Here is a 15,808-nt window from a genome sequence, read left to right on the forward strand (position 1 = left end):
GGAGCGTGAGGAACGATCGGGGTTCTGGAGAACCTGTCTTGACCATGTCCTGTGCATTTATGTGCCGCAAAGCCCAATAAAAAGCCCCCGACGCGCTAAGCGTCAGGGGCTTTTTTCGTAGCCGGGCGGTTTTAGACCGGGACCGGCTCCGATGCTTTACCTACTGGTTGCAAAGGCAGCAACGGCGCATGTGGATCAGCTTCGATGGAAGCTCTCCAGGCGGCCAGCCACTCTTCGTGACCTTCGCTCCAGACGCGCTCATGCAGGCGCCCAAGGGCGACCGGGTCGCTCAGCAGCATCAGACGTTCCTGATTGCCGAGTTTGGCCGGACCTACCTTCAGAGCCTGATCAACACGCTCCATACGCACCACTTCGATCGGCTGTGCCTGACGGTGACGCGAGGTTGCCAGGGCGCAGGCCAGAGCATTCTGGCGAGGATCCACCACAGCCCGAATGAAGCCTTGTTTCAGCGCATGCCAGCGGTTCTCGTAGGTGTACTGATCCGTCGAGATCAACTCTTGCGGCGGTTCGAACTCTTCAGGAATCAGGAAGAACTTCTCGTCACGCGCCTTGACGCCCGGATTGGTACGGCTGGAAATCACCGATACCGGAATCGACAGCATCAACGAGACCACAATCGGCGCAAGCCACCACAGGAAGCTCGGGTTCAACCAGAACACCAGCAAGGCCCAGCATGCGCCCAGCAGTGTCTGTGGACCATGACGCTTAACGGCTTCGATCCACGGCGTGGAGTCGTCGTCGCGTTGCGGAGAGTTCCAAGTTGCGGCCCAGCCCAGGAAAGCGGCCAGTACGAAGCGGGTGTGGAACAGCATGCGCACCGGTGCCAGCAGCACCGAAAAGAGCATTTCCAGCAGCATCGAAACGGTGACCTTGAACTTGCCACCAAAGCCTTTCGCGCCCTTGGCCCAGATCAGAATGACGCTGAGCAGTTTAGGCAGGAACAGCAGGACGATGGTCGTCGAGAACAACGCAACAGCTTTTTCCGGGTGCCATTGTGGCCACAGCGGATACAGCTGACGCGGTTCAAGGAAGTAAGTCGGCTCCATCAGTGTGTTCACCGCCAGCAAGGCCGTGGACAGAACGAGGAAGAAGAACCACAACGGTGCCGACAGATACGACATCACACCGGTCAGGAACACCGCACGGTGAACCGGGTGCATGCCCTTGACCAGGAACAGCCTGAAGTTCATCAGGTTGCCGTGGCACCAACGGCGGTCACGCTTGAGTTCGTCCAGCAGGTTGGGCGGCAATTCTTCATAACTGCCCGGCAGGTCGTAAGCAATCCACACGCCCCAGCCGGCACGGCGCATCAGCGCAGCTTCGACGAAGTCGTGAGACAGGATCGCACCGGCAAAGGCACCTTTACCCGGCAGCGGCGCCAGGGCGCAATGCTCGATAAACGGCTTCATGCGGATGATCGCGTTGTGACCCCAATAGTGGGATTCACCCAACTGCCAGAAGTGCAGACCGGCCGTGAACAGCGGACCGTAGACCCGCGTAGCGAACTGCTGCATGCGTGCATACAGCGTGTCCATACCCGACGCACGTGGCGCGGTCTGGATGATACCGGCGTCCGGCGTGGCTTCCATCAGGCGAACCAGACTGGTCAGACACTCTCCGCTCATGACGCTATCGGCATCGAGCACGACCATGTAGCGGTATTCACCACCCCAACGACGGCAGAAGTCGTCCAGGTTGCCGCTTTTGCGTTTTACGCGACGACGACGACGGCGATAGAAGATCTTGCCGAAACCTTTGGTCTCGCGGCATACGTCCAGCCAGGCCTGTTGCTCGGCAACGGCAATGTCGATCTCGTTGGTGTCGCTGAGTACGAAGAACTCGAAACGATCCAGATCACCCGTAGCCGCGACCGACTCGAACGTAGCGCGCAGGCCGGCGAAAACCCGTGGCACGTCTTCGTTGCAGATCGGCATGACCAGCGCAGTACGTGCGCCCTTTTCGATCGGCTCGTTGCCAGCACTGGCACCCGAGATACGGTATTTGTCGCGACCGGTGAGCAGCTCAAGGAAGCCCATCAGTGCGGTCCAGAAACCGGCCGACACCCAGCAGAAGAGAATCCCGAATAGCAACAGAATGCTGGTCTGCAAGGCATAAGGCATGACCTGCAAAGCAGTCTGCACGAAGGTCTGACGGGTGATTTCGTCGAGCGAAACCAGCGACCAGCCCTGATACGGGAGAATGCCCTTCATATACCAGCCAGCCACGATCGTTTGACCCAGCATCAGGATCAGCAGGATGTAACGACGGATCGAACCGACGGTGCGCCAGCGCGCCTTGGGCAGATCACGAGGCAGATCGTCGGGCTCTGGCTTGGGCGGGTTGGTCTTGCCGGTCAGGCGACGCCAGCCGCGTACCAGAATGTTGGTGCGCCATGGCTCTGGCACGACCTTGGTCCGGCGAATCGGCGGTGTGGCCTTGAGGCACAGGCGACCGCTGGCATCGACGCCGAGCATCTCGGCGTCCTCCAGCTGGTCTGCGGTGGTCAGCGTAAGGCGGCGACCCACCGAAGCCTGAGCGGCCTCGGCAGGGTCATTGACCGGCTGCGCAGAAAGACGCTCATGCAACTCGGCGAAGGTCTTGCAGCCGGCAAGTTCTGCCCGCTGCTCGTCGCTCATCGGTAAATGCGCCAGGTACTCGTTCAGAGACACTGGCACCGGTAGAGAATTACTCATCGCTCGGCAACTGATAGCTCCAGGTCTCGGTCATGACTTGCAACGTCTTGGCCGGTTCCGGATGGGTGGGTGCTGCCTCGGTTTCAGGCTGCTGAATCTCTTTACCGTCCTTGTCCTTGGCTACGTCAGCCTTGGCTGCGTCGGCTTTGGCTGCATCGGCTTTGGCAACTTCGCCTTTACCTTTCGCAGCGTCGGCCTTGCCAGCTTCAGGCTTGGCGGTCTCGGTTTTGGCGGCTTCAGGCTTCGGCGCATCGGTCTTGGCGATTTCTACCTGGTCGTTGGCAGATTCCTTGGCAACTGCCGGCTTGGCAGCTTCCTTGGCAGCAGCCTTCTTCTCTTCAGCTTTGTCTGCAACGAGCAGCGCAGGTTCCTTGCCCGGTTCGGCAGGGATCTCACGCAGCAGGTAAGCGCGCATTTCGGTTGGCTTGCCGGAATCCTTGACCTTCACACGCAGGGTCAGGCGGTAGCCTTTGGTGACCGGGTTATAGCGCAGGTTGTTTTCCACCAGTTCGACGTTGTCGTCAGTGGTCACCTGGCTGCGAATGGTCTTGTCTTCCGGCAATGCGGCCAGTACCGGGCCCACGAAATCGACCAGGAAGGCAAGGCTGCCATCCGGCTGACGGATCAGGTTGGACTGACGCACATCACCGATGGAGCGTTGGGTCTGCTTGACCCAGCCCAGATCCGGCGAGTGGATCGAGTTTTCCTGCATGGTCCAGTGCAGACGGTAATCGAATGCCATTTCCTTGCCCGGCTCTGCGAGAGTCTCAGGCTTCCAATAGGCCACGATGTTGTCGTTGGTCTCGTCGGCAGTCGGAATTTCGACCAGCTCGACGGTGCCCTTGCCCCAGTCACCCTTCGGCTCGATCCAGGCGCTTGGACGCTTGTCATAGCGGTCATCGAGGTCTTCGTACTGACTGAAGTCACGGCCACGTTGCAGCAGACCGAAACCACGCGGGTTTTCGACCGAGAAGCTGCTGATGGACAGATGTTTAGGGTTGTTCAGCGGACGCCACAGCCACTCACCGTTGGCAGCCTGAATCGACAGACCGCTGGAGTCGTGCAGTTCGCGACGGTAGTTAGGTACACGCGAAGGCTGGTTGGCACCGAACAGGAACATACTGGTCAATGGGGCCACACCGAGCTTGTTGACCTTGTCACGCAGGAACATGCGCGATTTGACGTCAACCAGAGTGTTGGTGCCAGGACGCAGGGTCAACTGATAAGCACCGGTAGCGCGCGGCGAGTCGAGCAGCGCGAAGATCACCAGATGGTTGTCATCCGGGCCCGGCTTCTCGATCCAGAATTCCTTGAAGCGCGGGAACTCTTCACCAGACGGCGATGCAGTGTCGATTGCCATGCCGCGTGCGGACAAGCCATAGACCTGACCCTTGCCGATCACGCGGAAGTAGCTCGCGCCCAGCATGGTCATGATTTCGTCCTGCTTGTCATCCTTGTTGATCGGATACAGGACACGGAAACCGGCATAACCCAGTTTCTCGGTGGATTTGGGGTCGATCTTCAGATCGCCGAAATCAAAACGGCTGGGGTCATACTTGATTTCGTCGACGCTGGTGGCGGTCACTTCGTTGATCTTGACCGGCGTGTCGAAGTGCATGCCCTGGTGGTAGAAAGACACTTTGAACGGAGTCTTCTCGCCCGCCCATTCGGCCTTGTCATCGCGGAAGCGAATCTTCTGATAGTCGGCAAACTTCATATCGCGAAGCTCGTTCGGCAGATTGCTCCTTGGAGCCTCGAACTTCTGCCCGGCCAGTTCTTTGGCTTTTGCCGTTACATCATCAAGATTGAACGCCCACAGCTGACCTGCACTGAACAGGCATACAAGGGCCGAGCTTGCCAGAAGTGCACTACGCAACCGCTTGACAGGTGTCTTTGGAGCATCACAGGGACTAACAATCACGAGCAACCCTCGCCGAAAAACAGATGAAAAAACCAACGGCCAGCTATCAATGCCGGGTTGGCGAGCATTGTTCCGACTCCGAATGGGCTTAATGATTCCCCAACCCGGTGTCAGAACCGCTTTTGTCATACCAAATGGACCAACAGTGTCGATCCCCGTAACGCGCGATTATCCAGCAGCGCACGCCACAACGCATCAGGTATGACAAAGAAATTTATTTCCCGTGCGACCGGAAAATTCAGGGGAGAAACGATGAAATCGTAGCTTATGTATCGAACAAAAATGTCACTGGGCCATCATTTATCAAATGCACTTGCATGTCCGCACCAAATTGGCCCGCAGCCACAGCGGTATGCGCGATTCTGGCCTGACTCAATAGATAGTCGAACAGCTCGGCGCCCAGCGCTGGAGCAGCGGCTTTCGAGAACCCCGCACGCAACCCGCTTTTGGTATCCGCGGCCAGCGTGAACTGCGAAACCAGCAACAACCCGCCACCTACCTCGCGCAAGGATAAATTCATCTTGCCGTCGGCATCGCTGAACACTCGATAATTGAGCAGCTTGTGCAGCAACTTATCGGCACTGGCGCGAGTGTCTTGAGGCTCTATGCCCACCAGCACCAGGATGCCCTGATCGATAGCGCCGACAACTTCGCTGCCCACCTCGACGCGTGCGTTTCANNTCGCACGCGCTGCAACAAACCTTTCATAAATGCCTTTCCAGACTCAAAACCAATACCAGACTACTGTCATGCTTCTTCGGGCGGGAGGTCGAGCAGGTTGCGCGCAACTTCTGCAGCGGCACGCACCAGCGCATCGGCGATACCGGATTCCGATGCCGAGTGGCCAGCCTCGCGAATGACCTGCAGTTCGCTGCCGGGCCAGTTCTGATGCAACTCCCAGGCATTATCCAGCGGGCAGATGACGTCATAACGACCGTGGACGATGATCGCCGGCAGGTGCGCGATCTTTGGCATGTCGCGAATCAACTGGTTTTCTTCAAGGAACGCCTTGTTCATGAAGTAATGGCATTCGATGCGCGCAATGGACAGCGCACGGTGCGGTTCGGCGAAGCGATCGACCACTTGCGGGTTGGGGCGCAAGGTTGCACAACGCCCTTCCCAGGTCGACCAGGCTTTGGCAGCGTGCATTTGGGCGATCTGGTCCGGCCCGGTGAGCCGCTTGTGGAAGGCAGCCAGTAGGTTGTCGCGCTCATCCAGTGGGATCGGCGCGACATAATCCTGCCAGTAATCAGGGAACAGACGGCTGGCACCCGCTTGATAGAACCAGTCGATTTCCTGCTGACGGGCCAGGAATATGCCTCGCAAAATCAGCGCGTGCACACGGTCAGGATGGGTCTGCGCGTAAGCCAGGGCCAGGGTCGAACCCCATGAGCCGCCAAACAGCACCCATTTGTCGATTCCGAGGTGCTCGCGAATCCGCTCCAGGTCCTCCACCAGTTTCCAGGTGGTATTGTTCTCAAGACTGGCATGCGGTGTGGAGCGACCGCAGCCACGCTGATCGAACGTTACGATACGGTACAGGTTAGGATCGAAATAGCAGCGACTGTGCGCATCGCATCCGGAACCAGGGCCGCCATGAATGAATACCACTGGCAACCCTTCTGGCGAGCCACTTTCATCGACGTAAAGCACATGCGGTTGTTCCACGGCCAGATCGTGCCGGGCGTAGGGTTTGATCTGCGGGTACAAAGTCTGCATAAGTGCTCCATAAGTCCAGTTCAGAGGCTTCTATTATTCTGCCGTTGGGCATCATAAACCCGAAACGAAGAATCAGCATGCTGCACGTCATTGATCGGGATGGAACGATCGATGCAAGCGTTTTGCCAATTTGGTCAGCGCGCGAACCAGAGCCGTTGCCCTGGGTCGAAGCGAGGGCGCTGCCTTCAATTATTTCTACTATTTTCAGGAAATAACTGACGACACGCCTACAGTCTAAGAATCCCGTTTTCCATTCGTCAGACTACTTGAGGTTGTACCGATGTCTCAGGAACCACTTGTTCGTGACGCTGATGTGGCTGCTTTCCGCGCCGCTGTGCTCGCCAAACTCACCTATTCGGTGGGCAAGGACCCCGACCATGCGTTTGAGCATGACTGGTTTGAAGCTGTTGCCCTTGCCGCCCGCGACCACATGGTCGAACACTGGATGGACCACACGCGGCAGATTTATCGCAAGGTCCAGAAGCGCGTTTACTACCTGTCTCTGGAATTCCTCATTGGCCGACTGCTCTACGACAGCCTGAGCAACCTCGGCCTGCTGGAAGTGGCTCGCGAAGCATTGACCGAGCTGGGTGTGGATATCGAACGTATCCGCTTGCTTGAACCGGATGCAGCGCTGGGCAACGGCGGCCTGGGTCGTCTGGCAGCGTGCTTCATGGAAAGCATGTCGACCCTGGGCATTGCCGGGCACGGTTATGGGATTCGTTACGAGCACGGGCTGTTTCGTCAGGGCATCGTCGACGGCTGGCAGCAGGAACAGACCGAAAACTGGCTGGACTTCGGCAACCCGTGGGAATTCGAGCGTCCTGAGGTGGTTTACTCCATCGGTTTCAGTGGCAGCGTCGACACTGTGGTGACCGAAGCGGGCGACTCGCGTCAGGTCTGGCGTCCGGGCGAAACCGTTCGGGCCATTGCTTACGACACCCCTGTGGTCGGCTGGCGCGGGAAAAGCGTCAACACCCTGCGTTTGTGGCGCGCCCGTGCGGTGGAAGACCTGCATCTGGAACGTTTCAACGCGGGCGACCACTTTGGCGCCGTCGCCGAAGTAGTGCGCGCCGAAAGTATTTCCCGCGTGCTATACCCGAACGATGCAACCGAAGCGGGCCAGGAACTGCGCCTGCGCCAGGAATACTTCTTTGTTTCCGCATCACTGCAGGATTTGCTGCGCCGCCATCTGAACCAGCACGCCACGCTGACCGATCTGCCAGACCATGCAGCGATTCAGATGAACGACACGCACCCGTCCATTGCGGTGGCCGAGCTGATGCGTCAGTTGATCGACAACCACAACATCCCGTGGGACACCGCCTGGAAAATCACCGTCGGCACCCTTGGCTACACCAACCATACGCTGCTGCCGGAAGCGCTGGAGACCTGGTCGGTCGGCCTGATGGAGCGGATGCTGCCGCGCCACATGCAGATCATCTACCTGATCAACGCACAACACATCGACACACTGCGTGCCAAAGGCGTCGACGACGTCAATGTGCTGCGTGCGGTATCGCTGATCGAAGAAGACAATGGTCGTCGGGTACGCATGGGCAACCTGGCGTTCCTCGGCTCGCACAGCGTCAACGGCGTTTCGGCGCTGCATACCCAACTGATGCGCAAGACCGTGTTTGCCGAGCTGCACAAGATCTATCCGGAGCGGATCAACAACAAGACCAACGGCATCACCTTCCGCCGCTGGCTGTTCCAGGCCAACCCGAAGCTGACCGAAATGCTCGTCGAAGCGCTGGGTGAGGACGTTCTGGATAATGCCGAGACTCGACTCAAAGAGCTTGAGCCGTTCGCCGATAAGTCTTCGTTCCGAAAGCAGATGGCCGACCAACGCCTGCACAGCAAGCGCGCACTGGCAGCGATCATTCATGAACGCTTGGGTATTGCCGTCAATCCTGCAGCGATGTTCGACGTCCAGGTCAAACGGATTCACGAATACAAACGCCAGTTGCTGAACCTGTTCCACACCGTCGCGCTGTATCAGGCGATTCGTGCCGAGCCAGGCACAGACTGGGTTCCGCGAGTGAAGATCTTCGCCGGCAAGGCGGCGGCCAGTTATCACTCGGCCAAACTGATCATCAAGCTGACCAACGATATCGCCCGGACCGTGAACAACGACCCGACGGTGCGTGGCCTGCTGAAAGTGGTGTTCATGCCCAACTACAACGTCAGTCTGGCGGAGAGCATCATCCCGGCAGCCGACCTGTCCGAGCAGATTTCTACGGCAGGCCTGGAAGCTTCAGGGACCAGTAACATGAAGTTCGGCCTCAACGGCGCCCTGACCATCGGCACGCTGGACGGTGCCAACGTGGAAATGAGCGAGCAGGTCGGGCTGGAGCACATGTTCATCTTCGGCATGTCCTCGCAACAGGTCGAAGCCCGCAAGCGCGCAGGCGAATTCAACGCGCATGGCGACGTGGCGGCATCGGGACGTTTGAGCGATGTGCTGCAAGCGATTCGTGGCGGCGTGTTCTCGCCGGATGATCCGAACCGTTACGTGGGGCTGATCGATCAGTTGCTGGATTATGACCGCTTCCTGGTCTGTGCCGACTTCGATTCCTACTGGGCAGCACAGGCCAAAGTCGAGGAACGCTGGCACGATTCAAAGGAATGGTGGCGCTCGGCGGTGCTCAACACCGCACGCATGGGCTGGTTCTCTTCGGACCGGACCATTCGCGAGTACGCCGGCGACATCTGGAAGGCGCTGGACTAACGTCAGAAACTGAAAAGACTCACAACCTCCGTGGGAGCGAGCTTGCTCGCGAAGAGGCCATTAAGGTCTCCGCAAAGAAGGCGCTCGAAACGACGCCTTCGTGAGCAAGCTCACTCCCACAAGCGCCTCAAGGATCTGTCTCAGTCCTGCAGAGACTCTGGTGCCCCCCGGCATAAAACATTACAAACGATGTCCGCCCGCCCCTATATACTGCGCTCGATGAACCTTCACACATCGAAAAGGATGTCGTCGCGTGCTTTGGATTTGTCTGGTGGTGGGCGGTGCAGCGCTGGGCTACGCGCTTAGCTATGACGAGTGGGCAGGTTCGCTGATCGGCGCAGTCATGGGCTGGGCCGTCTGGGCGGGCATTCGCATGCGCCTGCTTGGCAGGCAATCCGCCGACCAACTGCAACAACTGCTCGCAACCCGCCAATCCCTTGATGCCCTTGAGCAGCGCCTGAGCGCGCTCGAGCGTCAGTCCACATCCGGCATGCCACCTGCGCAGGACGCCGCACCGCTTCCAGTGGATGCGATCATTATCGAGGCACCCACTGATGGCCCCGAGCTGATCTGGGACCTGCCAGACGAAGAGCCGCAGGCAACAGGGCCTGTCGAACCCGCCACCGAGATCCGCCAGCCTTCAAAGGCAGCACAGCCCAATCTGCTGGACAGCGCCATCAATCGCGCAAAAGACTGGCTACTGGGCGGCAATACGGTACTGCGCGTGGGCGTAGTGGTGCTGTTTCTCGGGCTGGCCTTTCTGTTGCGCTACGCCACCGAAGGCATGGTCGTACCAATTGAAGCGCGCTACGCCGGTGTTGCAGCCACTGCGCTGGCCCTGCTCGGTCTGGGTTGGTGGCTGCGTTTGCGCAACGGTCCTTACGCGCTGATGTTGCAAGGCGCAGGCGTAGGCGTGCTGTACCTGACCGTCTTTGCGGCGATGAAATTGCACACCCTGCTCGATCCGGCAGCGGGCTTTGTGCTGCTGGTAGCAATCACCGCTTTCTCGGCCATTCTGGCGCTGACACAGAATGCTCTGGCCCTGGCCTGCGCCGGTACGCTGGGTGGATTCGCAGCACCACTGCTTGCTTCGACCGGGCAAGGCATCCACATCTCGCTGTTCAGTTACTTTGCCCTGCTCAACGCGGGCATCATTGCCATCGCCTGGTTCAAGGCCTGGCGCATTCTCAACCTGATCGGCTTCTTCGGCACGTTCGGCATCGGTTTCGCCTGGGGCATACGGGCTTACACCCCCGAGCTGTTCTGGAGCACCGAGCCCTTTCTGATTCTGTTCTTTGTGATGTACCTGGCCATCGGCCTGCTGTTTGCGCGTCGCAAGCTGCTGGAACTCACTGACGCGCCACCGGATGCCAGTCGCGAAACACTGCTGCGCTGGTCGGCACGTCAGGGTGATTACGTCGACGGCACCCTGCTGTTTGGCACGCCAATCGTCGGGTTCGGCCTGCAATACGCGCTGGTCGAACACCTTGAGTTCGGTGCCGCGCTGAGCGCGCTCGCGCTGGGCCTGATCTACATGGGTCTGGCACGCTGGCTGGCGGCACGTGCGAACGGCCGAACCGTTTTGTTGATGGAAACCTGCCTGGCGCTGGGCGTGGTGTTTGCCACGCTGGCCATCCCGCTGGGTCTCGGTTCGCAATGGACGACCTGCGCGTGGGCCGTGGAAGGCGCAGCGGTTTTCTGGCTGGGCCTGCGCCAGCATCGCAAACTGGCCCAGGTTTTCGGCCTGGTGTTGCAGGTGTGTGCCAGCGCAATGCTGATCAGTGATTCAGACAATTCCAGCTGGGCTGGTGACTACTGGACACCGATGATTCTGGCCATCGCGGCCCTGATCAGCGCCTGGAGCGTGTTCCGCTTCAACACCCTGATGATCATCGATCAGAAAATCGCCAGCACGGTACTGACGATATGGGGCGCGATCTGGTGGGCGGCTTCATTGATCAGCGTCGTGCAACTGTACGCACCGAACAGCGTGCAGACGCCACTGCTGTTGATCGCGGCTGCGCTCAGCGTAGCTATCTGGGCAGTGCTGGCCCTGCGTTTGCGCTGGCCAGACCTCGCCGTATTGTGCAGCGTACTCACGCCCGTCAGCGCCCTTCTGTTACTGGGCTCGCTGAGTGAGCATTACCACCCGGCCGCGAACTGGGGCTGGCTGGCCTGGGCAGCCGTGTTCGCCGTGCACCTGCTGACCTTGCGCTATCTGGCAGACACGCTGCCGATCCTCGCGCAACGTATCGCTCACACCACGGGCTGCCTGTTGATCATCGCCGTACTGGCACTGGAACTGCGTTTCGGCCTGCTGCAGCTGTCCGAGTCTTACAACGCCTGGCGCTGGCTGGGCTGGGCGATTCTGCCTGGCCTGTTCCTGTTGGCGATGAGCTCAGAGCGTCAGTGGCCATGGCCGGTGAAGGCTTGCCCCGAGGCCTACCATGTCGGGGCCGCGGCACCACTGGCGGCATTGATGCTGGCGTGGTTCTGGCTGGCGAACACGTTCAGCGACGGTGCGGCTGACCCGCTGCCTTATATCCCGCTGCTCAACCCGCTGGAAATCGGCCTGTTGCTGGCTCTGGCAGGAGCATGCCTGTGGATGCGCAAGTACCTCACGCGCCCTCGCAATGCTGCCTTGCTGGTGGCAGGCGCTTCGCTGTTTGCACTCGTCACGGCAACGGTCATGCGTACAGCCCATCATTGGGCTCAAGTACCGTGGCACACCGAGGCGTTGCTTGAGTCGATGCGCGTTCAGGCCGGGTTGTCGATCGTCTGGACGCTGATGGCGCTGGCACTGATGATCGGCGGTCATATGCGCAGCAACCGCGAGCTCTGGCTGGGCGGCGCAGCATTGATCGGTGTGGTGGTGATCAAGCTATTCTTCGTCGAGCTGAGCAACCGTGGCGGCATGGAGCGCATCGTCTCGTTCATCGGTGTTGGCATTCTGCTACTGGTGGTGGGATATTTCGCACCATTGCCGCCGAAACACTCTGCCAGAGAGGTCGGCGAAGAACCCGGCCCAGGCCCGACCGCCGCGCCGGATAAGCTATGAGGAAAACGTTCTTGAGTCATCCCGCCATGAAGATCGCCGTGCTTGGCCTGGCCTTGTGCACGGCGGTAACCGCCGTCGCCCAGGACAAACCGACGGACTTTGCCAGCCAGACCCCACTGAGCCTCAGCGGCGACGGGCCTTGGTATCGCATCGAGTTACCGCTTGCCGTCCAGTTGAATGCCCGGCAGGGCGACCTGGGTGATGTGCGCGTGTTCAATGCCGAAGGCCAGCCGCAGGCTTATTCGATCACGCCGCGACAGCCTGCACGCGAGCAGGAACCCACGCCAATCCCGGTCAAATGGTTTGCCCTTTACAGCACGCAGGAAGCAGGCGATGCCGCGCCGGTCATCCGTATCGAGCGCTCCAGCAACGGCAGCGTGATCGAGGTCCAGCCGCAAAGCGATATCGAGGCTGGTGAAGAAGTGCTGCGCGGCTGGTTGCTGGACACCAGCGCGATCAAGGCGCCACTGGAACAACTGGTGATCGACTGGAGCACCGAGCGTGAAGGTTTCCAGAACTTCAGCATCGAAGCCAGCGATGACCTGCAGCACTGGCGCAACTGGGGCGAAGGGCAGGTTGCCCGATTGTCATTTGCCGACGAAGTGATCGAGCAACGTGAAGTCGGCCTGCCCGGCCAGAGCGCCCGCTACCTGCGTCTGTTGTGGCGCGCCCCGCACAGCGCCCCCCTGTTGATCTCCGCCCACCTGCTCAGCGCCAGTACCGAAAGCCCGATCCCGCCGCTGACCTGGTCGCCACCGGTCAAGGGCGTCGTCGAGAGCCCCAACGAATATGTATGGCAACTGCCGAGCGGCTTGCCGGTAGGCCGCGTCAAGGTCGACATCGCCCAGCCCAACAGCCTCGCACCGGCGACGCTTTACGGCCGGATGGACGCGAAACAGCCCTGGCAGCCGATCAGCAGTGGCCTGTTGTACCGGTTGTCGCAGAACAACAGCGATGTCTTGCAGGACCAGCTGCAATTGTCCGGGCGCATCGTTCAACAGCTAAAACTGGTGGTGGATGATCGCGGCGGCGGGCTGGGCAGTGAAGCGCCGCAGTTGAGTGTGGCAGTGCCTGCCACGGAAATAGTATTCCTGGCGCGCGGTGAAGGGCCCTTCACGCTGGCCATCGGCAACCCGAACGTCAAGGCGGCGAACCTGTCGCTGGCCACCCTGATCCCCGACTTGAGCCCTGAAAAACTGGCCTCGCTTGGTACAGCGAAACCCGCTACGGCATCTGTTGCCAACATGGCAGCTGCGCCGATAGTGGCGCCGCAGAGCATGGACTTCAAACGCCTCGGGCTTTGGGCCGTTCTGCTGCTCGGGGTACTGTTTTTGGGCTGGATGGCGTTCAGCACGCTGCGCGCATCAAAACGCTGAAACACACAGGCTGTCGGGTGCGCTTTGCCCGACATCTGAACTGAAACAGTCATAAGCCAGTCTGATAGCAGTATTACGTCGCCACTCGCGTTAAACTGCGCGGGTTTTCATACCCCCTATTTTCGGAGCTATCCATGTCCCGCGTTACACTAAGTCGTTACTTGATTGAGCAGACTCGCAGCAACAACACCCCTGCCGATCTGCGCTTCCTGATCGAAGTTGTGGCGCGCGCATGCAAGGAAATCAGCCACGCCGTCTCCAAAGGCGCGCTGGGCGGCGTACTTGGCAGCATGGGCACCGAAAACGTTCAGGGCGAAGTGCAGAAAAAGCTCGATGTGATCTCCAACGAGATCCTGCTCGAAGCCAACGAATGGGGCGGTCACCTGGCCGGCATGGCGTCCGAAGAAATGGACAACGCCTACCAGATCCCGGGGAAATACCCGAAGGGCGCGTACCTGCTGGTTTTCGACCCGCTGGACGGCTCGTCGAACATCGACATCAACGCTCCGGTCGGCACCATCTTTTCGGTACTGCGTTGCCCGAACGAATACCTCAGCCAGAACGAAGCGCTGAATGAAAAGGCCTTCCTGCAGCCGGGCACCGAACAGGTCGCCGCCGGTTACGCCATCTACGGCCCGCAGACCATGCTGGTGCTGACTCTGGGCGACGGCGTGAAAGGCTTCACCCTGGACCGCGAAATGGGCAGCTTCGTGCTCACTCACGAAGACATCAAAATCCCGGAGTCCACCCAGGAATTCGCGATCAACATGTCCAACCAGCGCCACTGGGAAGCCCCGGTACAGCGCTACGTGAACGAATTGCTGGCCGGCGAAGAAGGCCCGTTGAAAAAGAACTACAACATGCGCTGGGTCGCTGCGATGGTTGCCGACGTGCACCGTATCCTCACCCGTGGCGGTCTGTTCATGTATCCGCGCGACAGCCGCGAGCCTTCCAAACCGGGCAAACTGCGTCTGATGTATGAAGCCAACCCGATGTCCTTCCTGGTCGAGCAGGCTGGCGGCGCGTCCACCGACGGTCATCAGCGCATTCTCGACATTCAGCCAGAAGGCTTGCACCAGCGCGTAGCGGTGTACCTGGGCTCGAAAGAAGAAGTCGAACGCGCTACCGCGTATCACAAAGAGTAAGAAGGCTTGCTGTGCGCCAGTGGTGATTCGGCCCGTTTGAATCACCACCCGGCGACAGGCAAACGAGCATTCGATGTTGCGTTCGGCACAGGCCTGCGGGCCAACCATCTGATCTACGGCATAAATCCTTGCGCCGTCCGGGAACCAGATTCCCTTTTTCTCTTCTAAGCTTGCGGTACTGCGCCAGCCTGCCTCCGCTTGCACTGCGACGCGACCCCCTTCCGTTCAGGAGCTACACCCATGTCCTTGCGCACTGTCGCGTTACTCTCGTTCTGCGTATTTCTGGCTGCCTGCAGCAAGATCACCCAGGAAAACTACTCGAAAATTTCAGCCGGCATGCCCAAGGCACAGGTCGAATCCTTGCTGGGCAGCCCGACGGAATGCTCCGGCGCACTGGGCATGTCCAGTTGCACATGGGGTGACCAGAACACCTTTATCAGCGTGCAGTATGCGGCAGACAAGGTTGTCCTGTTCTCGGGTCAGGGTCTGAAATAAAACATGATCAAGGTACTGGTACGTTTCGGAATTTTTGTCATGGCCAGCTTTCTGGCCATCGGTTTTGCCCACTCGGCTGACAACCTCGAGCCAAGGACAGTCGACAGCGTCGACCTCAAGCAGTATCAGGGCACCTGGTACGAGATCGCCCGCCTGCCAATGTTTTTCCAGCGCAAGTGCGCCCAGTCCGAGGCGCTTTACGCGCTCAAGGACGACGGCAACATTGCAGTGACCAACCGTTGCCGCACTATCGAGGGCAAGTGGGAAGAAGCAAAGGGCACTGCCTCGCCGCAAGTACCGGGCAAGACCGACAAGCTGTGGGTAGTGTTCGATAACTGGTTCTCGCGCCTGCTGCCGGGCGTTGCCAAGGGTGACTACTGGATTCTGGACGTCAGCGAAGGCTACCGGACCGCCGTGGTCGGCAACCCGGACCGCAAATACCTGTGGCTGCTGTCGCGCACGCCGACAGTGTCTGCATCGGTCAAGGAAAACATGCTGAGCAAGGCTCGCCAGCAAGGCTACGACACCTCCCGCCTGATCTGGCGCGAAGATGATTCGAAGATCGGCAAGGGCGAGAAGTAAGCGGACTCCACTTATTGTGCTCACGCTTGATCATCGTGCGACGCTCTGCGTCGCATGCCTTTCTGGA

At 59.5% G+C, this 15,808-nt stretch carries 9 protein-coding genes and 1 pseudogene; 6 read left to right on the top strand and 4 right to left on the bottom strand.

The window, feature by feature from the left end:
* Positions 1-131: 131 nt before the first annotated feature.
* The 4 genes and pseudogenes from mdoH to pip all read right to left on the bottom strand — a co-directional run bounded on the left by mdoH (position 132) and on the right by pip (position 6,354).
* Positions 132-2,714, bottom strand: coding sequence for a glucans biosynthesis glucosyltransferase MdoH (mdoH, locus tag ALO64_RS19420; RefSeq protein WP_044343329.1), 2,583 nt, complete (start codon positions 2,712-2,714; stop codon positions 132-134).
* Complete coding sequence (locus tag ALO64_RS19425; protein ID WP_044343339.1) at positions 2,707-4,635, bottom strand: glucan biosynthesis protein G; 1,929 nt, start codon at positions 4,633-4,635, stop codon at positions 2,707-2,709. The genes mdoH and ALO64_RS19425 overlap by 8 nt, the downstream gene beginning before the upstream one ends.
* Positions 4,636-4,900: 265 nt before the next feature.
* Positions 4,901-5,343 (bottom strand): annotated as a pseudogene (gene dtd, locus ALO64_RS19430) (D-aminoacyl-tRNA deacylase).
* Between the two features lie 39 nt (positions 5,344-5,382).
* Positions 5,383-6,354 carry a prolyl aminopeptidase gene (pip, locus tag ALO64_RS19435; protein ID WP_005778642.1) on the bottom strand — a complete coding sequence of 324 codons (972 nt, stop codon included), beginning with the start codon at positions 6,352-6,354 and terminating at the stop codon, positions 5,383-5,385.
* Between the two features lie 280 nt (positions 6,355-6,634).
* Between pip and ALO64_RS19440 the strand changes: the two genes are divergently transcribed.
* The 6 genes from ALO64_RS19440 to ALO64_RS19465 all read left to right on the top strand — a co-directional run bounded on the left by ALO64_RS19440 (position 6,635) and on the right by ALO64_RS19465 (position 15,741).
* A complete protein-coding gene (locus ALO64_RS19440; RefSeq protein WP_044343331.1) occupies positions 6,635-9,085 on the top strand; it encodes a glycogen/starch/alpha-glucan phosphorylase in 2,451 nt (816 codons plus the stop codon).
* A gap of 253 nt (positions 9,086-9,338) precedes the next feature.
* The gene (locus tag ALO64_RS19445; protein WP_044343332.1) at positions 9,339-12,143 is read left to right on the top strand and encodes a DUF2339 domain-containing protein; all 2,805 of its coding nucleotides are present in this window, start codon (positions 9,339-9,341) and stop codon (positions 12,141-12,143) included.
* Between the two features lie 26 nt (positions 12,144-12,169).
* Positions 12,170-13,519: a DUF3999 domain-containing protein gene (locus ALO64_RS19450; RefSeq protein ID WP_044343333.1), complete on the top strand. Its 1,350-nt coding sequence runs from the start codon at positions 12,170-12,172 to the stop codon at positions 13,517-13,519.
* A 134-nt stretch (positions 13,520-13,653) separates the two neighbouring features.
* The gene (locus ALO64_RS19455; RefSeq protein WP_004666507.1) at positions 13,654-14,664 is read left to right on the top strand and encodes a class 1 fructose-bisphosphatase; all 1,011 of its coding nucleotides are present in this window, start codon (positions 13,654-13,656) and stop codon (positions 14,662-14,664) included.
* Between the two features lie 240 nt (positions 14,665-14,904).
* Positions 14,905-15,159: an outer membrane protein assembly factor BamE domain-containing protein gene (bamE, locus tag ALO64_RS19460; protein WP_002551616.1), complete on the top strand. Its 255-nt coding sequence runs from the start codon at positions 14,905-14,907 to the stop codon at positions 15,157-15,159.
* 3 nt (positions 15,160-15,162) lie between these two features.
* Positions 15,163-15,741, top strand: a complete 579-nt coding sequence (locus tag ALO64_RS19465; protein WP_002551615.1) for a lipocalin family protein — start codon at positions 15,163-15,165, stop codon at positions 15,739-15,741.
* Positions 15,742-15,808 lie beyond the last annotated feature (67 nt).

The organism is Pseudomonas meliae, from assembly GCF_001400515.1.
In the GTDB taxonomy this organism is placed as follows: Bacteria; Pseudomonadota; Gammaproteobacteria; order Pseudomonadales; family Pseudomonadaceae; genus Aquipseudomonas; species Aquipseudomonas amygdali.